Source organism: Pseudomonas sp. FBCC-B1667 (assembly GCF_059133255.1).
The window spans coordinates 2456979-2478136 of sequence record NZ_CP101437.1 but is presented as its reverse complement, the minus strand read 5'-3'; the positions used below and the strand labels follow the sequence as shown (position 1 = coordinate 2478136).

The following is a 21158-nucleotide window of genomic DNA, read 5'->3' as shown; positions in this document are numbered from 1 at the left end:
TTCACAGTCAGGCATTCATCCATAACAGCGGACCGCATATCAGAATAATACGGCTAGGATAGTTAGTTCGGCTGCTGCTACTAAGGCTTTGATTATGAAATCTTCAGCGAAGCGCTCACTTAATGTTCCTCAACGTAAAGAGCTGATACCCAGCACTTTGGCCTTTCCTGTAGTGGGCGTGGGAGCGTCTGCTGGCGGCCTTCAGGCGGTGAAGTCATTTTTTGAGCACATGCCCCATGACAACGGCATGGCCTTCGTCATTATTTTTCATTTGTCGCCGGATTATCCAAGTCAAGTCGATCGGATCATTCAGGAAGTCACCAAAATGCCGGTGCGACAGGTGACTGAGACCATCTCCATCGAAAAGAACACCGTGTATGTCATCTCGCCGGCACACAACTTGATGATGAACGATGGTTACCTGTCGGTGACTCCATCGGATCGGCCACCGGGGACGCATGTTGCCATTGATTTGTTCTTCCGGGACCTGGCGGATGTGCACAAGGAGCGCGCTTTCTGCCTGATACTGTCGGGCACTGGTTCCGATGGCGCAGTGGGACTTTCACGGATCAAGGAACAAGGCGGCATTACCCTGGTGCAGACACCGGACGATGCCGAATATGACGGCATGCCCCGTGCCGCCATCAACACCCAGATGGTCGATCTGGTATTGCCTGTGGTGGAGATGCCGCAAAAACTACTGGAGCTCTGGCGGAATGCGAAGTCCATCACCCTGCCGACCGCAAACGACCCGGAAATCAAGACCACCCCTCCAGCTTCCGAACGCGATGCCGCCATTGCCGAGCAGCACCTGCAAGACATCTTGATCCAGCTGCGCGCTGAAACTGGCCATGACTTCAAGCACTACAAGAGAGCTACCGTGTTACGCCGGATCGAGCGTCGCCTGCAGGTGACCGCGCAACCGGATCTGGGCGGGTATTACGATTATCTCCAAGCCCACCCCGAAGAAAACAAGGCGTTGCTGGGGGACATGTTGATTGGCGTGACCAACTTCTTCCGCGACCGCGAGGCCTTCGAAGCGCTGGAACGCAATGTCATTCCTCATCTAGTGAACTCGTTTCGGGACACCGGGCCGCAACGGGATGAGATCCGTGTCTGGTCGGCGGGCTGCTCTACCGGCGAAGAAGCCTACAGCTTGGCCATTTTGCTGATCGAACAATTGGCCTTGGAAGCCAGCGCAGCCAAACTACAGGTGTTTGCCACCGACATCGATGATCGCGCGATTGCCTTTGGACGTAACGGCGTCTATCCCGAAGCAATCATTACCGACGTGCCCCCCTCGCGGATGCGCCAGTACTTTACCCTGGAACACCAGCACTACCGGGTGCGCAAGGAAGTCCGCGAGAAGGTACTGTTTGCCAAACATAGCTTGCTGCTCGATCCTCCCTTCTCGCAAATCGATCTGATTGTCTGCCGAAACCTTCTGATTTATCTCGACCGCGAAGTGCAGCGCGACATCATGCAGATGTTCCACTATGCGTTACGCCCTGGCGGTTACCTGTTCCTCGGCTCCTCAGAATCCGCCGACAGTTGTCTGGATCTGTTTACACCGGTGGACAAACGCAACCGCATCTTCCGCGCCAAAAGCTTGGCCAGCAGCGCCCGACGTGCCCCAGCCATGCCACGCGGGGGCTACGCACGCACATCACTCGCCCCCCCTGCGGCACCGGCAGAGGCACGCAAGGTGTCGTTTGCCGACATTCACCTGCGAGCACTGGAGAAGGCTGCGCCACCGAGCATCATCGTCGATACCAATGCCAATATCCTGCACATGAGCGAAGGCGCCGGACGTTTTCTGCGTTACGTGGCCGGTGAGATATCCCGCAATCTGCTGACCCTGGCCCACCCGGATCTGCGCCTGGAAATTCGCACCACGCTGTTCCAGGTACAGCAAAGCGGGCTACCGGTTACTTCGCACAAGGTGCGGATCGACCGTGAGGAGCGCACGTTTCAGGTCGATCTGACAGCGCATCCCTACAAAGACGAACAAAGCGAGAACGAATATGTGTTGGTCATCTTCGAGGAGCGCGAAGTCGACGCTCAGGAGCTGCTCGATGTCATCGCCAGCCAGAACGAAAACCAAATGCTGGCCAACCTGGAACGCGAACTGCAGCACACCAAGCAGCAATTGCAAGAGACGATCGAACAATCGGAAGTCTCCAGCGAAGAGCTGAAAGCTTCTAACGAAGAAATGCATGCGATCAATGAAGAGCTCCGTTCAGCCACCGAAGAACTGGAAACCAGCAAGGAAGAGCTGCAGTCGATCAACGAGGAGCTATTGACCGTCAATTCCGAACTCAAGGCCAAAGTCGAAGACACCTACAAGATCAACGACTACCTGACCAACCTGATTGCCTCCACCGACATCGCTACCGTATTCATTGACCGTAACTTGCGTATTCGCTGGTTTACCCCACGCGCTACGGAAATCTTCAGCATGCTGCCGGTCGATACGGGGCGCTCGCTGATGGACATCACCCATCGCTTGGACTACTTGGAAATAGCAGAAGATGTGGCGACGGTGTTCGAGTCGCTGAAGATGATCGAACGCGAGGTTCGCAGCAGCGACCAACGCTGGTACATCGTCCGCCTATTGCCCTACCGCTCCAGCGAAGATCACATCGACGGCACGGTGTTGACGTTCATCGACATTACCAAGCGTCGCACCGCCGAGTCTGAGTTACGCACAAGTGAAGAGCGCTTGCGGCTGGTTGCCGAAAGCACCCATGATTTCGCTATCATCATCCTCGACGATCACGGCGTGATTACCGACTGGAACACCGGCGCCAAATTGATTTTCGGTTACGCAAAGGAGGAAGTGCTCGGCGCCTGTTATGACCTGATCTTCACGCCGGAGGAGCGCAGCGCAGGCGCACCAGAAATTGAGTTACGCGCCGCGCGCGAGCACGGTAGAGGCGACGATGAACGCTGGCACCTGCGCAAGGATGGCAGTCGTTTCTATTGCAGCGGCGAAGTCATTCGACTTGAAAGCGAGAGCCTCAAAGGTTACGTGAAAATCGCCCGCGACCTTACCGGTCATAAGCGCCTGCACGAAGAACAAAGCCAACGTTTGGCCGAAACTCAGACCAGCAGCCACCTCAAAGACGAGTTTTTTGCGGTGATGTCCCATGAGCTTAAGCACCCGCTTAACCTCATTCAACTCAACGCCGAACTGCTGCGCCGCTTGCCTGCGACCAAAAGCGTTCGCCCGGCTATGAGGGCGGTCAGTACCATTTGCGAAGCGGTATCCAGTCAGGCGCGAATCATCGATGACTTGCTGGACGTCGCCCGCGTGCGCACCGGCAAGCTGAAGCTGAAAAAACAGGCGGTGGATCTTGGGCGGATTTTGCAGGACATACACACGGTGGTGGTCAACGATCAACGCCCCTGCGAAATCACCCTGCAGGTGCCACAGCCACCGGAGTCACCGCTGGTGGTTGAAGCTGATAGCACCCGCCTGGAACAGATTATCTGGAACCTGGTGAACAACGCCCTGAAGTTCACCCCCAACGATGGCCGTATTGAGCTGATCGCCCACCGCGTCGAGGACATGGCACAACTGGACGTCATCGACAGCGGCATTGGACTCGAAGCGGACAACCTGCACACTGTGTTCGACCTGTTCAGTCAGGCAGAAAACCAGCATGCCACCCATCAGCGCGACGGTTTGGGCATTGGCCTGTCGTTGGTTCGGCAACTGGTGGAAGCCCACGACGGCACGGTAGATGTCCACTCTGAAGGAATTGGTTGTGGCTGCTCCTTCACCATCCGCCTGCCGCTGAGTCATCCCCACCAGCAAGCAACGGATCAAATACAGGCCTCCGGCGAATCAGGGCGCCTGGGTGGCCAGAAAGTGCTGTTGGTGGATGACTCTCGAGACGTGTTAGAAGTGTTGCAAATGTTGCTGGAAATGGAGGACGCCCATGTGGAAGCCTTCAGCAACCCACTACTGGCCCTGAAAGCCGCGAAAGAGGGCAACTATGACGTGATCATTTCCGACATCGGCATGCCTGTCATGGATGGCCACGCCCTCATCCAGGCCATTCGCCAGATCGCCCATCACACATACACCCCGGCGATTGCACTCACGGGTTATGCCACCAGCAGCGATCAAAAAAAAACCAGACAATCGGGGTTCAACTACCACGTGAGCAAGCCGGTAGCCCATGATGACTTCATCGACATCGTCGATGAGGCTTGCAATACGCGGCCCTATTAACCCTGCGACCTCTTGAGTCGTCACCGACTGTCCTCGAAAGGCGTGGGTTGATTTCTGCCCTTTTCGACAGGCAGAACACAATCAATAGCGGTCTCCACCTGATTGCCTTTGTCTGGCGTCATAAAGCTCAATGCACTTTCACTTTCCTAGTCGAAGGCACACAGGCTTGTCCATAGAGCCAGCTGGCTAGGGGGCCTCAGCCCCCCTATCCGCCGATAGTCCGCCATCTGATGTTCATTGGCCGCTATTGGGGCAATTTTGAACTACTTGCTTTCCTCGGCCTTTCCCTGCTGCATTTGAACAGAGGACTTTGTGCCATCGGTGTTGTCCTTGGTGGTGTTCTGCGAATTATCAAAGCAGCCTTGCAGCATGAACAAACCGCAAAAGCTCAAGCATAGGTAGATTGTTTTCACCCTTTTTCTCCTGGTCACGAAGCTCGTCAATGGGCCTGATCTTTTGACCACGCCCATCCATTCATCGACTCAAGCCGCAGGTTTGAGCACAACTTTTGTCCAGCCATTGTCACGCGCGTCGAAATGCTTATAGGCGGCGGGTCCTTCAGCGAGTTTCAGCCGATGGGAGATTATCTGCGCGGGGTTGGCTCGTCCGTGGTGAATGAGTTCTGCCAGCCGACGATTATAGACTTTGACGTTGGCTTGCCCCGTTCGAATCTGCTGTCCCTTGAACCAGAAAGCCCCGAAATCGAAGGCCATCTTGCCTTCCTTAGCGAGGTCATTTTTTGCACCTGGATCTTCCGGGACAAACACACCGACGACACCAATCCCACCGGTAGCCTTGGTCGATGCAACGAGATTATTCATGGTCAAGTGATTGGCTTCGTGACCATGACGGTCGCAGCATTGATAACCCACGCATTCGCATCCGCGATCAGTCCCCTTGCCGTGAGTCAGATTGAGAATCTGATCCACCGCTTCCTTCTCCAGCGAGTTGATTGGCGTGGCGCCCATCTGTGCAGCCAGTTTCAATCGGTCAGGATGGTTGTCGACCACGAATACCTGCGAGGCACCTTTGATCATCGCAGAGTGAGCGGCCATCAGACCCACCGGGCCGGCACCATAAATGGCAATACTCTCACCCGGTAAAAGACCGGCCAATTCCGTGGCGTGCCAGCCCGTAGGAAAAATGTCGGACAGCATGACGTAGTCGTCTTCACGCTCTTGCGCGTCCTCCGGTAGCACCAGGCAGTTGAAGTCTGCGTAAGGCACTCGGAGCAACTCAGCCTGCCCACCTTGATACGGCCCCATTTCTGCAAAACCGTAAGCAGCTCCTGCGCTACCGGGGTTTGCGGTGAGGCAAAAACCGGTTAGTCCCTTTTCGCAGTTTTCACAGAACCCACAGCCAATGTTGAACGGCAGGCAAACGCGGTCACCCACCTTGACCCGATCAACACCGGCACCCACCTCGATAACCTCACCAAGATTCTCATGCCCAAAAACACGACCTGTCTCCATGGAGGTGCGGCCTTCATACATGTGCAGATCCGAACCACAGATGTTGGTCGTGGTAATTCGAACCAGTACGTCTGTCGGTTTTTCAATTTTGGCGTCGGCGACATTTTGCACACTCACGTCGCGCGGGCCGTTGTAAACGATGGCTTTCATATTGCTCTCCCATTAGCAAAGCGAAAGGCATATTTCGCCTGCTCAGACTTATTTGTCAGGAAGAAATGAACGTATGTTCAAACAATTGATGTGCAGAAGTGACGAGCGGTTAATCGACAGGTTCTGCGTCGAAATTACTGAATTTTTTGCAACGTAAAGTATCTCTTGCTTGAGCATTTTCGTTGGCAGATGTCCCTGCAAGACCAAGGGGTGGATTCAGGGTTCAGCGAAAACTCGTCCCACAGCTCCGGCGATTTGAAGAATGCAATTCAGTAGGGGGTAAGGCATTTGGCCGATCTTGACTGGGTTCAATGGCCAGCGATGGTTGTCACTGTGCTGGCCGCGTGGCTGATCGGATCTCAGCAGCCAAGAAGGCGAATGATTGGGTTCGTTTGCTTCAGCTCAAGTAATGTGTTGTGGGTGATTTGGGGTATGTATGCGCACGCCTACGCGTTAATCGTCCTGCAAATATTCCTCTTTCTCATGAACCTTCGCGGGTTCAAAAAAAACTATAAAGGCCAGTAAACCAGGGTGCTTGGGACGTTCCGGAACCCTGGAGATTCTCAGCCGTTCAGGAAGGCTCACGCGCAATTACCGAAATCTTGCCGTTGCGCTCAAGGATCGCAAACTTGATCTGGTCAATGGTTTCTATCCCTTGACTTGAACGCGCAGCCTCCATTACATCAGTCACCGCTAACCGCGCATGACGCAGGCGCTTATGCAGAACTTCACCGTTTTCGACGATGATTGTCGGCTCGCCATCGACCAGTTTGGATACCCATGCAGAGCGTTGCTTAAGCAGCGACAATCCGACGTCGATGGCAATAAGTGTGACGATGACCAGCATGGAGTTGGTGAAGGAAAAATCATCACCCAGCAACGCTTGTTGCGTTGCCTCACCAATGATCATCAGAAGCACAAAATCAAAGGTCGTTAATTCCGCCAACGACCGCCGGCCAGCGATTTTGAATAGCACCATCAGGGCCACATACATCGCTGCTGCGCGCCATACAGAATCCATAAGTCACCTACGGGATAATAAACTGATCGAGGTTGACGGACGTCGCTCCCGGCGACGTCACTCGGGTGCTGAACATTCCGAGGCCGTCAGCGCGCAAGGTCAGATAAAGATTAGCTTTCCCTTGAGTATCCGTTTGCAGCCACAGCTTCATCCCCTCGCCCGCGCTGCTGGCTCGCACCGGTTCAGGTTGCATAGACTCGACACTGAAGCCGTTCAAGAACTCGCCTGACAGCTCGACTTGCACTGTGGCGACCGGTGCACCCATCAGACTGATAATCATCGGGATGGAGGAGCCGCTGCGGTGGACTAGCTCGTATTGCACCCTCATCTTGCCATCGGTTCCGTGAACATCCCGGGAGCTCATCGGGCCTCGCGAAAATAGCCCAAGTAGTCCCAGAATCACTATGACCACCAAGGCATACCAGCCCCGGCGCTCAAATCGCCACACCTTGATCTGGTGAGGCATATCTTCGCGAACGGGATAGCCGCGGCTCTGATAATCATCCTGATTCATGTCGTCATTCATGGTCTGGTCCTACCCTCGCTCACCGGCCTCAGCGCGATGATGAAAGTGTGGAAGCAAATTCAGCGCATGCTGCGCCGCCTGAAGTTGTACCTCGCAGCGAGAACCGAAAAAACGATGTTCCTGGCTAAACAGGCTTCTACCTTTTGCTGATTGAAAGGCCCAGGCGAAGCAGATGGTTCCAGCCGGAATACCGTCGACATCCTCAGGGCCGAGGATCCCGGTAGTCGCTACGGCCACATTCGCGGTGCTGTCATGTAACGCGCCCAACGCCATTTCCCGTGCGACTTCACAACTGGTCAGATTAAAGGTCTTGATGGTCTCGGCGCGCACCCTGAGCAGACGTTGTTTGGCCTCTGGGGAATAGACCACGTAACCGCTCTCGATCAGTTCTCCGCTGCCTTCAACTTCCGAGAGTAGCGTGACGATCTTGCCCGCCGTGCACGACTCAGCTGTCGTCAACAGCAGCGAATGCTCGCGTAGATAGGCAACGGTTTCAGCGGGAATAGACATGACTATTTCTTTCGCTTGAGTATTTGTCAGTGGACTCTTTTTGAGGCTGATCATTCCCTGCATTTAGTCACCGGCCTTAAGTCATAGGCGCCTTTTTCAAGGCCCCGGGATGCGCTGCAATTGAACGTGCAGATCGCCAAGGCAAAAATTAATTACGCACACCATGCCGAATGCAGCAAGGTGCCGGCAGCCAAATCGTGCCAGCGCGACTAAGTCCGGCGAGTCGCCTGCCGGGTTGAAGCCGACGCGGTACGGGCTGCGGAAGGTGGATCGTGGAATTCGCCCTGAAAGAAGTCGGGCTCCAGCGCCGTTTCGACCAGCAACTGATCCACCACCTGCGAGAGCGCCGTGCCAACGTCCTCACCCCGGCGCAACGCGCGCTGACAGGTCTCACGCTGCCGTTGTGCGCTGGTGCCGTCCCGAAGCCATTGCCTGATTCGGGCGAAAACCAACTCTACCCCTAGCTCTCGCGCCGTCTCGCCCAAAGTCTGCTCTGCCCTGAACAGCCACTGCTCCAGAGTGAACGGCCGGTCGTAACCCTCAACGATGAACGAGGCGTGAACCCCGTAGCGTTTCGCCCGCCAACGGTTCTCCTGGAGTATCAACCGGGAGGTTGGCGAATAGGCAGCGCCGGGGTGCGGTTGCGCAATGGCATCGGCCACCAGCAGGCGAAACAAACAAGCGATACACGCGCTGTCATCCAGGCGAGGACAGGCGTCGGTCATGCGCAATTCCAAGGTCGGGTACCTGGCCGCAGGACGTACGCCCCACCAGCAATCGCTGGCCTGGCGGATCGTACCGGTCTGGATCAGCAGCGCGAGGTAGGCATCGTAAGCTTTTTGATCCTCCAGGTATTCGGGAATGCCCATTCGCGGCCACTCATCACAGGCCGTTTGGCGGTAACTGTCGAAGCCGCTGTCGGCGCCGTCCCAGAACGGCGAAGAGCTGCTGAGGGCCAACAACAATGGCGTCCACGGCAAGACTTCGTTCATCACGCGGATTCGGTCCAGGTGGCCGGGCACTTCCACGTGCACGTGCAGACCGGACAGCAGGCTGCGGCGGGCGACGCGCTGGTAGTCCTCGAACAACTGCAGAAAATGATCTTGCTGCGTGGGCTGCTGCAAACGCCACTCTGCTAACGGATGGCTGCCAACGCTGAGCAGGCCGAGGCCATAAGGCTCGAGGATTTGACGCAACGTCCGGCGAACCGTCGCCAGATACTGCGCAGCTTCTGGAACGCAGGTAAACACCGGAGACGCGACTTCGATCTGGCCCTGGAACATTTCATAGGCAAAGCATGGCCCCAGCGCAGCCCGGCACGCTTCGATCGCCGCGACGGAAGGCTGCGCCGACATGCGCCGGGTGCTCAGGTCAGTGATGAAGTACTCCTCTTCAATACCGAATTTCAGGTTCAGGTCCATCGAAGCCCTCCGTGCTTACGTGTGCGTTAGCCATTTCTTACCCGGTGGATCAACGGGTAAGGCGTCGGTTCATGAGGGCCGACCGAAGGCGCTTGATTCATCGGGTTGCAGACTCGCCAAGGATGAACACCGTCATCACCAGCAGCCAGAACAGGTACAGCCAGCCAAACAGTTGCACCCAACCGCGCTGCCGATAGAGGCCCAGGTAGAACACCAGCAGCAACAAAAACTGGCCAGCGGCGGCGAGCATGATCAAGCCGGGGTGCCGCGGCCAGAACAGCGCCACCGACACCTCCACGGCCAGTAGCAGCAGCAGGCCGGCGTAGACTTTCAACGCACTCAACGGGCTCATTTCAGCGTCCCACGAGGTAGAGCGTGGGGAACAACAACACCCAGATTCCGTCCACGAGATGCCAGTACAGGGTGACCATTTCCAGTCGCGTGCTGGCATGATGACCTTGCAACCGGCCGCGTGCGAAACCAACGCACAGCCAAATGCCCAACCCGACGGCGATCATTACGTGCACGCCGTGCAACGCCGTGGCAATGAAATACAGGTTCATGTACAAGCGCGCGGACGGCAGGTGCAACGGTGAATCCACAGCGAAACCGGGCAGCAATCCTTCGCGGTATTCCAGGCTGTATTCGAGGCCTTTGCAGGCGAGAAATAGCGCGCCTAACAATGTCGCGCCCATCAAACAACGAAGCAGACGCGGCACATTGACCTGCTCGCTGGCGGTCAGCGCGAGGGTCATGAGCAAACTGCTGGTCAACAGAATGAAGGTGTTGACTGTGGCCAACCCGAAGTGCAAACCGGCCACCGCTTCGGCGACGCCGTCGGGGTGCTGCAACCGGTACAACCACGCCGCCATGATCAGACTGCCGAACATCATCGCCTCGCCGGCGAGGAACAGCCACATGCCTAGCCGCGCCGCTTCACGCTGCTGCGCCCAGGCCACGAAGGGTTCAGCAGGCCTGTCCTCAGAGCGGATCACGACGCGCCTCCGGGGAGTAATCGTAGGCCTCGAAATCCACGGTCACCGGGGCTTCGAAATTGTGCACCGGCGGCGGCGACGGCACGCGCCATTCCAGCCCGGCCGCCTCCCAGGGATTCATCTGCGCCCGCTCGCCCCAGCGCAGGGAACCGAGCAGATAGAAAAACGGCAAGGCGTAGGCCAGCGCCAGAATCGAAGCCCCGGCGGAAGACAATACGTTGAGGAATTGCAGGTCCGGGTCATAGCTGTGGTAACGCCGGGGCATGCCCAGGTAGCCGAGTAAAAACTGCGGAAAGAACGTCAGGTTGAAGCCGCAGAAAACCAGCACCGCAGTGATTTTCCCCCACAGCTGCGAATACATGCGACCGGTAATTTTCGGCCACCAGAAATGTAAAGCACCGAAGTACCCGGCCACCGCCGCGCCGACCATGATGTAGTGGAAATGAGCGACCACGAAGTAAGTGTCATGAGCATGCAAATCGGCCGCCAGCAGCGCCAGGAACAACCCGGTCACCCCGCCGATGATGAACAGCCCGATAAAGGTCAGGGCAAACAGGAAGGGTGCGTGCAGGGTCAGGTCGCTTTTGTACAGCGTCGCGCTCCAGTTGTAGGCCTTGATCGCCGAGGGGATCGACACCAGAAAGCTCAACAGCGAAAACACCAGGCTGGCGTACATCGACTGACCGGCGACAAACATGTGATGCCCCCAGACCAGGAAACCAATCACCGCGATTGCCACGCTCGACCAGGCGACAAAGCGATAACCGAAGATGCGCTTGTGCCCGGCCGCGGTGATCAGCTCGCTGACCACCCCCATCGCCGGCAGAATCATGATGTACACCGCCGGATGGCTGTAGAACCAGAACAGGTGCTGGAACAGCAGCGGATCGCCGCCCAGCCGCGGGTCGAACACGCCGATGTTGAACAGGTGCTCGGCAGCCACCAGCAACAAGGTGATCGCCAGCACGGGCGTGGCCAGTACCAGAATGATCGAGGTCGCGTACATCGCCCAGATGAACAACGGCAGGCGCATCCAGGTCATGCCCGGCGCGCGCAACGTGTGCACGGTGGCGATGATGTTGATGCCGGTGAAGATCGAGGAGAACCCGGCGATGAACACACCGCAGATCACCGCCACCACGTGGCCGTTGCTGAACATCGTGGACAGCGGCGTGTAGAAGGTCCAGCCGGTATCGACCCCGCCGAGCAGCAACGCCAGCAAGGTGAATAAACCGCCTCCCAGCAGCAGGTACCAGCTGAACAGGTTCAGGCGCGGGAACGCCATGTCCCGGGCGCCGATCATGATCGGCACCAGGAAGTTGCCGAACACGCTGGGGATCGACGGGATCAGGAAGAACCAGACCATGATCACCCCGTGCAAGGTGAACGCACGGTTGTAGCCGTCGGCGGTCAGCAGGTCGCCGTTGGGCGTCACCAGCTCGATTCGGATCAGGCTCGCCGCCAGCCCGCCGACGAAGAAAAAGAAAGTCACGGTAATCATGTACAGCACGGCGATGCGCTTGTGATCCTGGGTCAGGAACCACGACAGCAAGCCTTGCCGGTACAAATAGCTGGGCGAGTTCATTTCGGATCCCCGGTGGCAGTAGCGGGCAATGAACGCAGGTAAGCCACCAGGCGCAGCACGGCTTCTTCGTCCAATAGATTACTGTAGGTCGGCATGATCGGCAGGTAGCCGGCCACCACCTGTTTTTGAGGCAGAAGGATGCTGTCATGCAGGTAGGCGTCGTCGGCCACCACCTGGCTGCCATCGGTCAGACGCACCGAGCGGTTGAATAGGCCCGCCAGGGGTGGCGCGCTCGCGGAATCATGGCAGCTGCCGCAGCCGTATTGACGGTACAAATCCTGGCCCTGATCGACCAGGTCGGCGGCGCTGCCGTTATCCTGCAGCCATTGCTCGTAGTCGCCCGGGTCAAGCACCACCAGCCGGGCGAGCATCGCGGCATGGTCGGTGCCGCAGTATTCAGCGCAGTACACCTGATAGGTGCCGCTGTGACTGGCCTGGAACCAGAGCATGCTGTAGCGCCCCGGCAGCACGTCCTGCTTGATGCGCAGGCTGGGAAAAAACAGGCTGTGGATCACGTCCTCGGAAATCATCGTCAGCTTCACCGGGCGCCGCGCCGGGACGTGCAGGGTGTTGATCTCGCGCTGCCCGCCCTGATGCTGGAATTTCCACATCCATTGGCGCGCGGTGACCTGCACTTCCAGGGCATCGGCCGGTGGCGTACGGGCAAAAAAGAACAGCCGCGCCGAGAACACAAAGATCACCAGCGAACCCATGAGCGGCAGAATAATCCACGCCAGTTCGATCGGCAGATTGCTCCGCGGCCGATGATCGCGATCGGCCTTTTTCCCGCGCCGATAACGCCAGATGAAAATCCACAGCGCCACGAACACCGGCACCACGAACAACGCCATCATCCCGGTGAACCCGATCACCAGCCAGTCGACCGATACCGCGTAATCCGACGCCTGCTCGGGCCACAAAGGCAGGAAGCGTTCGTTCATGACAGCCTCCGGCGTTCACGGCGCAACGCCAGCAGGATGAACACGCCCAGCGCCAGCACGGTCGCGACGCCGGCCACCTGCAGCAACAGGATGATCCGGCTGTTATAGGTGCCGCTCTGCGGATCGTAGTGATAACACAGCAACAGCAGTTGTTCCTTGAGCGCCCCTAACCGGCCCTGCCCGGCTTCGGTCAATCCCAGGCGCAGATCGTCGGCCTGATAACCGAGGCCGTAGAGCCAGCGCGACAGACGTCCATCGCCGGTCACCACGGCGACGGCGGAGCTGTGGGCGTATTGCTGCTGGTGATCGTCATAGCGGTAGCCAAACCCGAGCGAATCGGCCAAGGCCTGACTGGCGCCCGCATCGCCAATGAGCAAATGCAGGCCCGGTTCGTTTGACAGCGCCGGCCAGTGCTGGCTGAGTTGGGCCAGCTCGTCACGGGCGGCCGTGGCGTCTTCCCGCGGGTCGAAGCTGAAGGCGATCACCTGAAAGTCGCGGCCGATCCGGTAAGGCTGATGGGCCAGTTGGCTGAACAACGTCGAAAGCGCCGCGCCGCAAACGTTCGGGCAGCGGAAATACACAGGCACCAGTAGGGTGGGCTTGCCGTTCAACAGGTTGCCCAAACGAACCGGATGGTCGTGCTGATCGATAAACCGCGTGTCCAGTGCCAGATGCTCGCCGACCCGGGCCGGGTCGATGCCGGCGGCAGCAAACGGGTCGAATGGCTGCCCGACGCTGTGTTGCAGCGTCATCAGCCACAGCAGCGCCAGCAGCAACGCGCCCCGTTCAAGGTTCATGGGGTGCGTCCGCGTTTGTTGGCCAACCTTGCTGCAGGATGATCTGCCGCGCTTGCTCCAGAGGAAGGTGGACGACGCGGTGTTCGCGGTCGACCCAACCGAAGCTGTCGAGGTGAATGCGTTCGGCGGCGAGCTGCCGTTCGCCGTCCTGCCGTGGCTGCGCTTGCAAGCGTGGAACCGGCGGTAGCAGACGTTCCCGTTCGAGACCGCTCAAGGGTGGTTGTTGCGCCGCCGCGCGCTGCTGATAACCATTGAGCAGCCAGGCCACTCCGGTCAGGCACAGCACAATGGCGGCCAGCAGTAACACCACCAGACCGGCGACTTTGTAACGGTCGACCCGATTGGGTTCATAGCCACGCGGCTCTTCAGGTTTCATGGCGCCTCCTTTGCCATTGCCAACGCCACCAGGTCCACAGGCCGAGGCCGTAAACGCCTTGACAGAGCAGCGCCACGACCCCAGCCACGAGTGAAACCTCAGGGAACGCCGATGGCAAACTGAGCCAGATCGACTCCAGCGTCCCCAGCAACAGAATAGCTACACAGCCCCGGACCAGCACCCGTGGTCGACCACCCCACGGCGAAGCCAACGCCAACAGGCAAGCCAATTGCCCCGCCACCAGCACCGCGCTGACCACACCCCATGCACCGACTTCGCGCACGCGATACCACTGGGTTTCGTGTTCAAGGTTGACCGACCAGATGATCAGGTACTGCATAAAGTGTACGTACGCCCAGAAGGCCAGCGCGCTGACCAGCAATCCTCGCAACACCTGACACTGTGGCGCGGGCAGCTCCACGAGGTTCCAGCACAATACGCAGAGACCGGCGAATGCCAGGCCCTCGAGCAGTTGTCGCGCGATCAACAGCAAACCAAAAATGCTGGAGGCAAACCCCGGCTGCAACGACATCAACCAGTCGACCGCCGCAAGGCTGGCGACCAGTGCGTAAACAATCAGCCCCGGACCACAGCGCCGGGGCGCCCAGCGTCGCAGAACCAGCGCAATTGCAGCGTACAGAACGGTGCGCAGCACAAAGAACCACGGCGACAACCACACCCCGCGAAACCCGGAACCCTCGACCGCGTACCACGGATACACCCACGCCATGGCGAATAACACCGGCAGCAGCATGGGCAATAGCCACACAACCGCGCTGCCCCCCAATCGACTGCCCGGTGCCAGCAGCACTTGCCAGCGGCCTTTGATCAAGGGCGTCAGCAGCGCCAACAACAAACAGCCAAAGACGATGTTGCTGCCGTTGACGGCGGCGGCCAATGCGCCGACGCCGACCCCGGCCGGTTGCCAGAGTCCGAGCATCACGACGGCGCCGGCGCCAATGGCGAAGGCTGCGGTCAGGCGACTCATGGAGCGCCCTCCTCGAACGCTTGCCGCACGGACTCGGGCAAGCGGTCCAGGGACGCATGCTGGCTCAATTGCAACACGCGTACATAGGCGACAATGGCCCAGCGCTCGGCCGGCGGGATGCGCGACTCGTAGCCGTACATCAAGCCTTTGCCCTGGGCGATCACCTCCATCAGTTGAGCATCGGAAGTCCCAAGCAAGCGTGCTTCGGTGAAGGGCGGCGGCGCGGGGAAGCCACGACCGACCACCAGACCATCGCCCCGTCCACTCAGGCCATGACAGGGCGTGCAAAATGTCTGATAACTCGCTTCGCCGCGATCGAGCAGTGCCTCGGTCATCGGCGGACGCTGCCGCACCATCGCTTCGCGGGCCAGCTGCCCGCGGGCGACCGTGCCGGCGGGAGGCTGGTGACTGCTCAAGCCATTGGCGAACAAGGCACCGGGGCGTTGCTCCTGAACCTTGGCCTGGCGCGACATGTCATCGCAGCCACCGCACAGCACGGCGATCAGCAAGGCCCACGGCCAGACGTTCATGGCTGAACCTCGTGCACCTTGATCGCCCGTTCGGCCAGCCAGGCGCGGGTGACTGGTTCGTCGAACAGTGGGTCGTTGGCGTCGATGAACAGAAAGAAGCCATCGTCGCTGGCCCGTTCAAACGCCTGTGCGCCGAACAGCGGGTGATGCAGCCGTGGCAGGCGACTGCCGATCAGCAGCGTCAGAACGGCTGCCACCGCGGCCCCGACAATGCCGAACAAAAACGTCACCACCATCAGCGACGGCCCGGCAATCAACGGCCGGCCACCGACGTTCAGCGGGTAGCTCAGGACCGAGCCGACCTGCATCCACAACGCCAGCGCGATGCCCAGCAGCGCCCCGACGCCAGCGATGCGCGGCACCCTAGACGCCCTGGGGTTGAACAGCGGCAGCAGCGCTTCCAGCGGAAACGGCGCAAACGCATCAAGGCGCCGGTAACCCAGGGACCAGGCATGCAGGCTGGCCTCAACCAGTGGTTGCGGCGCATCGAACTCAGCCAGCAAGCCCAGGAAGTCAGGCATCGCCACGCTCCTTGTGCAGCGCCTGTTTGACCTCGAACGCCGAGACCATGGGCACATAGCGCAGGAACAGACTGTAGGGCACCAGAAACACGCCGAAGCTTCCGATAAACAGGCTCCAGTCCCCTAGCGTCGGGGTGTAACCACCCCACGCCGAGATCAGGAAATCCCGGGTCTGCGGCGCAATCAACAACATGAACCGCTCGGCCCACATGCCCACCAGCACCGCCAGCGCCACTGCCGCCAATGTGCCCGGCCGCTGGCGCATCGACCGCCACCACAATGACTGGAGCACGCCGGCGTTGCAGACAATGGCCAGCCAGAAACTCCAGGCATGCGGCCCGGCCAAGCGCGTCATCAAAACGTCGATTTCATGAGCATCGCCGCTGTAGAACGGCATGAACAGGTCCGTCAAATAGCCGTAGGCCGTCATCAAACCGGTCGCCAGCAACAGGCGCCCGAGCATGTCCAGGTGTCGCAGGGTGATCAGCGCTTCGATGCGCAGCAGCCAGCGCACGCCAATGGCGAGCAACGCCACCAGGGCAAAACCGGAGAACACCGCGCCGGCCACGAAGTACGGCGGGAACAGCGTCGAGTGCCAACCGCTTTGCGGGCCCATGGTCAGCAGAAAGGAATAGCCGCTGGACACCGCGAACACCAGCGCAATCGCCAGCATCGCCAACACGCGCGTGGTCTGTCGCCATAGCGCCCAGTGCCGCTGCGAACCGCGCCAACCCAGCGCCATCAGGCCATACAGGCGTTGCGCAATGACCCCGGTGGCACGGTCCCGGGCGGTGGCAAAATCGGGAATCGCCCCCACCAGCAGAAACAGCACCGACACGGTGAGGTACGACAGGATCGCAAACATGTCCCACGCGGTCGGGCTCTTGAACTGTGGCCACAGGCCCATTTCATTCGGGTACGGCATGGTCCAGTAGAACAGCCAGGGCCGCCCCAGGTGCAGGATCGGGTACAACGCGGCGCAGATCACCGCCATCAGGGTCATCAGTTCCGCGAGGCGATTGAGGCTGTGCCGCCACGGTCGCTCGATCAACCACAGCAGTGCCGAGATGAAGGTACCGGCGTGACCAATGCCCAGCCACCAGATGTAATTGAGAATGCCGAAGCCCCAATGCACCGGATGATTGTTGCCCCACATGCCCACGCCGTTGGCCAGCAGCACCGTGGCGGCGGCCAGGTACATCAGCAGCAAAGCGAGGCCGAGGCCGAACAACCAGCGCCAGGCCACCCGGTGCGGAAACTGCTGCAACGGGCCGAACACCTGGCGCGACACCTGCTGATCGCTCAGGTCCCGGGGCAGGAAATGCCCGGTGTCGTGCAACAGAGGTTCAGGCTTCATCGCTGCCCTCCCCATCCTCGATGCGTGCCAGGTAACTGGTGCGCGGGCGCGTGCCCAAGGCTTCAAGCAGACGGTAATGCCGTGGATCACGGCGGCCGCTGCTGACGGCGCTGGCGGGGTCGGCGACGTCGCCGAAGCGGATCGCCTGACTCGGGCAGGTCTGCTGGCAGGCGGTGACCACGGTGCCAGCGTCGAACTCGCCGCCCTGTTGCTTGCCGTCGATCCGCGCGGCGCTGATGCGTTGCGTGCAGTAGGTGCACTTCTCCATCACTCCGCGCGAGCGAACGGTCACCTCGGGGTTGCGTTGCGCCTGAATCGACGGGGCGGCGTTGGCGCTCCAGTCCAGCCAATTGAAGCGCCGCACCTTGTACGGGCAGTACGACGCACAGGTGCGGGTGCCGATGCAGCGGTTGTAGACCATCTGGTTCAAACCATCGCGGCTGTGCACGGTGGCGTTCACCGGGCAGCCGGTTTCACAGGGCGCCTGTTCGCAATGCATGCACGGCAAGGGTTGAAAGCGCGAGCGCGGCGCGTCCAGGGAGCCCTGGTAATAATGGTCGATGCGCAGCCAGTGCATGCTGCGCCCGTTGGCGACCTGTTCAGCTCCGACCACCGCAATGTTGTTTTCTGCCTGACACGCCGTGACGCAGGCATTGCAGCCGGTGCACAGGTCAAGGTCGATCACCATGCCCCATTGCGGGCCGCTGTCCGCGGCAGGGGTGTAGAGCGACACCGGAATCCGTTCTGCCGGAAGCTGCGGCCGATCCCGCGGCACCAGGCGAATCGGCGGGGTCTCGTCGTGCGGCAACAGGTGATGAGCCTGCGTGAACGCCAGGACATGGCGCTCGCCACTTGCACGCACCGACGCACTCACTGATGAAGCCTGGAGGGGGCGCACCGCGTAGCCCAGGCCGTTGCCCACCCGCCCGGCATGACGACGCCCGTAACCGGCATAAAGGGCAATGACCTGATCGGCCTGGCCCGGCTCAATCCACGCCGCACCGCGAAGCAACTGGCCCGGCAGCGCCACTTCGACGCCGTCGCCATTGCTCACTCCGACCTGTTCCGCCAGCCGTGGCGATAACCCGACCACGTTGCTCCAGGTCAGGGTGCTGATGGGTTTGGGTAATTCCTGCAGCCAGCCCAGGTTGGCGAATCGCCCGTCCCACACGCACGGGTCCGGACGCACCACGGCTTCCAGGCCTTCGGGGTCGGGAAGGTTCACCGCCACTGTGCCGGTGGCAGGGACGTCGATCGGCGCCGACGCGGATTCGATCCAGCCATCGGCCAACGCCTGACGCCACTGCTCTTGCTCGACATGGCCCCATGTGGTGCGCACTTGACTCAAGGCATCGCTGTCGGCGGACGTCAGCCACAACTCGATGAGCTGATGCACGGTGCGGGTCGAATACATCGGCTCGATCAATGGCTGAACAATGCAGGCGCTGCCGTCCGCCGCCCGCGCGTCGGTCCAGCCGTCAAGCGCATGGTTGAGGGGGACATGCCAATGACAATGCGCGGCGCTTTCGTCGTAATACAGCCCGGCGTGCAGGCAGAACGGCACCTTTTGCATCAAGCCTTCCAGGCCCAATTCCGGTGCCGAGCCGGGCAAAGGATTGCAATCGAGCAGCATCAACTGACTGACATTGCCGCCGGCCAGTTGCTGGCTCAACTGCTCCAGCGGTGCCCAGAATTGTCCGCGTTCGTAACCCAGCAACGACGGCGCCTGCCAGTTCAGCGTCTGGCCGTGCGCGCCCAGGCGTTGGTTAAGCCGCATCACCTGAGCCTGCACATCCACCGCCGCTTGCGAGCCGACGCAGACCAGGCCGCGGCCGGGATGAGCCTTGAGCGCTGCGGCGGCGGCCTCGACCCAGTTGAGTTGACGCGTACTCAAGCGTGGCTGATCGACGACGTTTTCGCCCAATGCCCGACTCAGCGCCAGCGTCAGGTCGGGCAGTCGCGACGGCGCTATCGCCAGTCGGCGAGTCGCGGCGGCGCCGGTCAGGGTGGGAATGCTCTCGGCGACAAACGACAACGCCACGCCCTGCCCCTGCGCCGCTTGCCGTCGACGTTCGGCCCAACCGCGTTGCAACGGGGTCTGGCGTGGACCACTGCCCAGCGGATCGTCTTCCAGGCAGACCAGCACTTCGGCGTTCTGCAGGGAGCGCCGGGCCTGCAACGGCTGGCCGAACACCCGCTCGCTGGTGCGCAAGGCTTCGGTTTCGGCGAAGGGTTCGGCGTGATAAAAGCGCGCCTCGGGCCAGCGCCGACGCAGCGCCTCAAATTGCCGCGCCAGGGTCGGCGAACTGCTTGCGCCGCAGACGATGTGCAGGCCTTTGCCTTGGGCGGCGTCCAGCTTCAGTCTTTGCCGGGCCAGCGCACCGCGCACCTCGTCCCAACTGGTATCCCGGCCCTTGAAGCGCGGGGCTTGGGAGCGGTCCGGGTCGTACAACTGCAAGATTGCTGCCTGGGTGAAGGCATCGCACGTACCACCGGACATCGGGTGTTGCGGATTGCCTTCGAGTTTGATCGGCCTCCCGGCCAGAGTCTTGCCAAGCACCGGTTGGGCAATGCCGCAAAAGGGGATGGCGGTGGCGTACCAGCTCGCAACGCCGGGGGTCAGTTGCGGCGCCTGACGGACCGCCGGCACGGCGTGTTCAGGGGTTTTGCCGCAGGCCGCGAGACCGGCCATGGCCAGAGACGCTGCCATCAATTGCAGAAACCGCCGACGGTCCATCAGGGGTGCGGTGCCGGGAAATTCAGCTTCGATCAACGCCTGCGCCTCGGGGGTCGCCGCCAACGCTTCAAGCCCGCGCCAGTACGCGGCGCCCTTGAGCCCGGCGAGGTGTTCGCGCAGTGCGGCAAAGTCCATGACGGAGGCGCTCATCGATGACAGGTCCCGCAGTCGGTCAAGCCTTGCGGATCAATGTGCCGGTCTTTCATCAGGCGTTCACCGAGCACCCGCCGATCCTCGTCGGTGTGCCATTGCTGTGCGGTGACCTGCCCGACCGGACGCAGGTGCGGTGCCGGATCGCGATGACAAGCCAGGCATTGCCCCATGTTCAGCGGTTCGGCCTTGAACAACAGTTGCATACGGTCCACCGCGCCGTGGCATTCGCTGCAGCCGACGCCGGCATTCACATGCACGCCGTGGTGGAAGTACACGTAATCCGGCAGCTCGACCACGCGCTGCCAATGCAAGGGCTGTTGCTCGCGCAGGCTTTTGCGCAACGGCTCGAGCACGTCGGCGTTCTTCCAGATTTGCGAGTGGCAGGTCATGCAGGTTTCGGTGGGCGGCAGACTGGCCATCGAGGAGGATTCCACCGAGCTGTGGCAGTAGCGGCAATCGATCCTCAGCTCGCCCGCATGGTGCGCATGGCTGAACGGCAACGGCTGCTCGACCACCCAGTTACGGCCGGTTCGGTAATCGGAGCGGTCCAGGGCCAACACCACGAGCAAGCCTCCCGCGAGGCCGACGAACAGCATCAGTAGCCCCAGGCGCAGCCAGGTATCGGCCGAGCGGCTGAAGATCTGCGCCATCGCCGGGTTCCAGAATTCAGGTTCTTAAGGCTATGGCTACGTTTACGCCCAGGAGTTCTTATTTTTTAGCGATTCAATCCGGCCAGACACCTAACCTGGGTTTGTCCGGATCAACGCGGCGCATTTACGTCCATCGCCAGCAACCTGGCGCCTATAGCGGTGTGCATTTATCAAGGGAGTTGGCGTTA

At 60.2% G+C, this 21158-nt stretch carries 20 protein-coding genes; 2 read left to right on the top strand and 18 right to left on the bottom strand.

All coding sequences use genetic code 11. The features are described 5' to 3' along the window. The first annotated feature begins 94 nt into the window (after nt 1–94). Entirely contained in the window at nt 95–4240 is a 4146-nt protein-coding gene (locus NL116_RS11150) for a CheR family methyltransferase (RefSeq protein ID WP_494377189.1), read from the top strand. Between the two features lie 263 nt (nt 4241–4503). Here the strand turns inward: NL116_RS11150 and NL116_RS11145 are convergent, their stop codons facing one another. Both NL116_RS11145 and NL116_RS11140 read right to left on the bottom strand, forming a co-directional pair. Continuing rightward, complete coding sequence (locus NL116_RS11145) at nt 4504–4653, bottom strand: hypothetical protein (protein ID WP_494378174.1); 150 nt, start codon at nt 4651–4653, stop codon at nt 4504–4506. Between the two features lie 69 nt (nt 4654–4722). Next, nucleotides 4723–5862 (bottom strand): glutathione-independent formaldehyde dehydrogenase, encoded by a 1140-nt coding sequence (locus NL116_RS11140; RefSeq protein WP_494377188.1) that lies wholly within the window; start codon nt 5860–5862, stop codon nt 4723–4725. 321 nt (nt 5863–6183) lie between these two features. On the opposite strand from NL116_RS11140, the gene NL116_RS11135 reads away from it, so the two are divergent. Next, complete coding sequence (locus NL116_RS11135) at nt 6184–6387, top strand: hypothetical protein (protein ID WP_494378039.1); 204 nt, start codon at nt 6184–6186, stop codon at nt 6385–6387. Between the two features lie 46 nt (nt 6388–6433). Here NL116_RS11135 and NL116_RS11130 read toward each other — a convergent pair whose 3' ends face one another. The 16 genes from NL116_RS11130 to NL116_RS11055 all read right to left on the bottom strand — a co-directional run bounded on the left by NL116_RS11130 (nt 6434) and on the right by NL116_RS11055 (nt 20970). After that, nucleotides 6434–6883: a DUF421 domain-containing protein gene (locus NL116_RS11130; protein WP_494377187.1), complete on the bottom strand. Its 450-nt coding sequence runs from the start codon at nt 6881–6883 to the stop codon at nt 6434–6436. 7 nt (nt 6884–6890) lie between these two features. Further along, nucleotides 6891–7409, bottom strand: a complete 519-nt coding sequence (locus NL116_RS11125; RefSeq protein WP_494377186.1) for a hypothetical protein — start codon at nt 7407–7409, stop codon at nt 6891–6893. 9 nt (nt 7410–7418) lie between these two features. Next, a complete protein-coding gene (locus tag NL116_RS11120; RefSeq protein ID WP_494378038.1) occupies nt 7419–7919 on the bottom strand; it encodes a CinA family protein in 501 nt (166 codons plus the stop codon). A gap of 209 nt (nt 7920–8128) precedes the next feature. Then, nucleotides 8129–9340, bottom strand: coding sequence for a carboxylate-amine ligase (locus NL116_RS11115; RefSeq protein WP_494377185.1), 1212 nt, complete (start codon nt 9338–9340; stop codon nt 8129–8131). A gap of 97 nt (nt 9341–9437) precedes the next feature. Then, nucleotides 9438–9692 carry a hypothetical protein gene (locus NL116_RS11110; RefSeq protein ID WP_494377184.1) on the bottom strand — a complete coding sequence of 85 codons (255 nt, stop codon included), beginning with the start codon at nt 9690–9692 and terminating at the stop codon, nt 9438–9440. Nucleotide 9693: 1 nt separating this feature from the next. Further along, nucleotides 9694–10335 (bottom strand): cytochrome c oxidase subunit 3, encoded by a 642-nt coding sequence (locus tag NL116_RS11105; protein WP_494377183.1) that lies wholly within the window; start codon nt 10333–10335, stop codon nt 9694–9696. Next, complete coding sequence (locus tag NL116_RS11100) at nt 10322–11920, bottom strand: cytochrome c oxidase subunit I (RefSeq protein WP_494377182.1); 1599 nt, start codon at nt 11918–11920, stop codon at nt 10322–10324. The genes NL116_RS11105 and NL116_RS11100 overlap by 14 nt, the downstream gene beginning before the upstream one ends. Next, nucleotides 11917–12861 (bottom strand): cytochrome c oxidase subunit II, encoded by a 945-nt coding sequence (gene coxB, locus NL116_RS11095; RefSeq protein ID WP_494377181.1) that lies wholly within the window; start codon nt 12859–12861, stop codon nt 11917–11919. Before coxB ends, NL116_RS11100 begins: the two co-directional genes overlap by 4 nt. Next, nucleotides 12858–13658 carry an SCO family protein gene (locus tag NL116_RS11090; protein WP_494377180.1) on the bottom strand — a complete coding sequence of 267 codons (801 nt, stop codon included), beginning with the start codon at nt 13656–13658 and terminating at the stop codon, nt 12858–12860. Before NL116_RS11090 ends, coxB begins: the two co-directional genes overlap by 4 nt. Then, nucleotides 13648–14034 (bottom strand): hypothetical protein, encoded by a 387-nt coding sequence (locus NL116_RS11085; protein WP_494377179.1) that lies wholly within the window; start codon nt 14032–14034, stop codon nt 13648–13650. Before NL116_RS11085 ends, NL116_RS11090 begins: the two co-directional genes overlap by 11 nt. Continuing rightward, nucleotides 14024–15022, bottom strand: a complete 999-nt coding sequence (locus NL116_RS11080; protein ID WP_494377178.1) for a hypothetical protein — start codon at nt 15020–15022, stop codon at nt 14024–14026. Before NL116_RS11080 ends, NL116_RS11085 begins: the two co-directional genes overlap by 11 nt. Continuing rightward, a complete protein-coding gene (locus NL116_RS11075; protein ID WP_494377177.1) occupies nt 15019–15552 on the bottom strand; it encodes a c-type cytochrome in 534 nt (177 codons plus the stop codon). The genes NL116_RS11080 and NL116_RS11075 overlap by 4 nt, the downstream gene beginning before the upstream one ends. Then, nucleotides 15549–16073, bottom strand: a complete 525-nt coding sequence (locus NL116_RS11070; RefSeq protein WP_494377176.1) for a DUF3341 domain-containing protein — start codon at nt 16071–16073, stop codon at nt 15549–15551. The genes NL116_RS11075 and NL116_RS11070 overlap by 4 nt, the downstream gene beginning before the upstream one ends. Then, entirely contained in the window at nt 16066–17430 is a 1365-nt protein-coding gene (nrfD, locus tag NL116_RS11065; RefSeq protein ID WP_494377175.1) for an NrfD/PsrC family molybdoenzyme membrane anchor subunit, read from the bottom strand. Before nrfD ends, NL116_RS11070 begins: the two co-directional genes overlap by 8 nt. Then, the gene (locus NL116_RS11060) at nt 17420–20317 is read right to left on the bottom strand and encodes a TAT-variant-translocated molybdopterin oxidoreductase (RefSeq protein WP_494377174.1); all 2898 of its coding nucleotides are present in this window, start codon (nt 20315–20317) and stop codon (nt 17420–17422) included. The genes nrfD and NL116_RS11060 overlap by 11 nt, the downstream gene beginning before the upstream one ends. After that, nucleotides 20314–20970, bottom strand: coding sequence for a cytochrome c3 family protein (locus tag NL116_RS11055; RefSeq protein ID WP_494377173.1), 657 nt, complete (start codon nt 20968–20970; stop codon nt 20314–20316). The genes NL116_RS11060 and NL116_RS11055 overlap by 4 nt, the downstream gene beginning before the upstream one ends. Nucleotides 20971–21158: the final 188 nt, after the last annotated feature.

Coding starts and splice junctions, on each gene's coding strand:
- NL116_RS11150 (WP_494377189.1), top strand. CDS start 95: ATGAAATCTTCAGCGAAGCGCTCACTTAATGTTCCTCAACGTAAAGAG.
- NL116_RS11140 (WP_494377188.1), bottom strand. CDS start 5,862: ATGAAAGCCATCGTTTACAACGGCCCGCGCGACGTGAGTGTGCAAAAT.
- NL116_RS11135 (WP_494378039.1), top strand. CDS start 6,184: ATGGTTGTCACTGTGCTGGCCGCGTGGCTGATCGGATCTCAGCAGCCA.
- NL116_RS11130 (WP_494377187.1), bottom strand. CDS start 6,883: ATGGATTCTGTATGGCGCGCAGCAGCGATGTATGTGGCCCTGATGGTG.
- NL116_RS11125 (WP_494377186.1), bottom strand. CDS start 7,409: ATGAATGACGACATGAATCAGGATGATTATCAGAGCCGCGGCTATCCC.
- NL116_RS11120 (WP_494378038.1), bottom strand. CDS start 7,919: ATGTCTATTCCCGCTGAAACCGTTGCCTATCTACGCGAGCATTCGCTG.
- NL116_RS11115 (WP_494377185.1), bottom strand. CDS start 9,340: ATGGACCTGAACCTGAAATTCGGTATTGAAGAGGAGTACTTCATCACT.
- NL116_RS11110 (WP_494377184.1), bottom strand. CDS start 9,692: ATGAGCCCGTTGAGTGCGTTGAAAGTCTACGCCGGCCTGCTGCTGCTA.
- NL116_RS11100 (WP_494377182.1), bottom strand. CDS start 11,920: ATGAACTCGCCCAGCTATTTGTACCGGCAAGGCTTGCTGTCGTGGTTC.
- coxB (WP_494377181.1), bottom strand. CDS start 12,861: ATGAACGAACGCTTCCTGCCTTTGTGGCCCGAGCAGGCGTCGGATTAC.
- NL116_RS11090 (WP_494377180.1), bottom strand. CDS start 13,658: ATGAACCTTGAACGGGGCGCGTTGCTGCTGGCGCTGCTGTGGCTGATG.
- NL116_RS11085 (WP_494377179.1), bottom strand. CDS start 14,034: ATGAAACCTGAAGAGCCGCGTGGCTATGAACCCAATCGGGTCGACCGT.
- NL116_RS11080 (WP_494377178.1), bottom strand. CDS start 15,022: ATGAGTCGCCTGACCGCAGCCTTCGCCATTGGCGCCGGCGCCGTCGTG.
- NL116_RS11075 (WP_494377177.1), bottom strand. CDS start 15,552: ATGAACGTCTGGCCGTGGGCCTTGCTGATCGCCGTGCTGTGCGGTGGC.
- NL116_RS11070 (WP_494377176.1), bottom strand. CDS start 16,073: ATGCCTGACTTCCTGGGCTTGCTGGCTGAGTTCGATGCGCCGCAACCA.
- nrfD (WP_494377175.1), bottom strand. CDS start 17,430: ATGAAGCCTGAACCTCTGTTGCACGACACCGGGCATTTCCTGCCCCGG.
- NL116_RS11060 (WP_494377174.1), bottom strand. CDS start 20,317: ATGAGCGCCTCCGTCATGGACTTTGCCGCACTGCGCGAACACCTCGCC.
- NL116_RS11055 (WP_494377173.1), bottom strand. CDS start 20,970: ATGGCGCAGATCTTCAGCCGCTCGGCCGATACCTGGCTGCGCCTGGGG.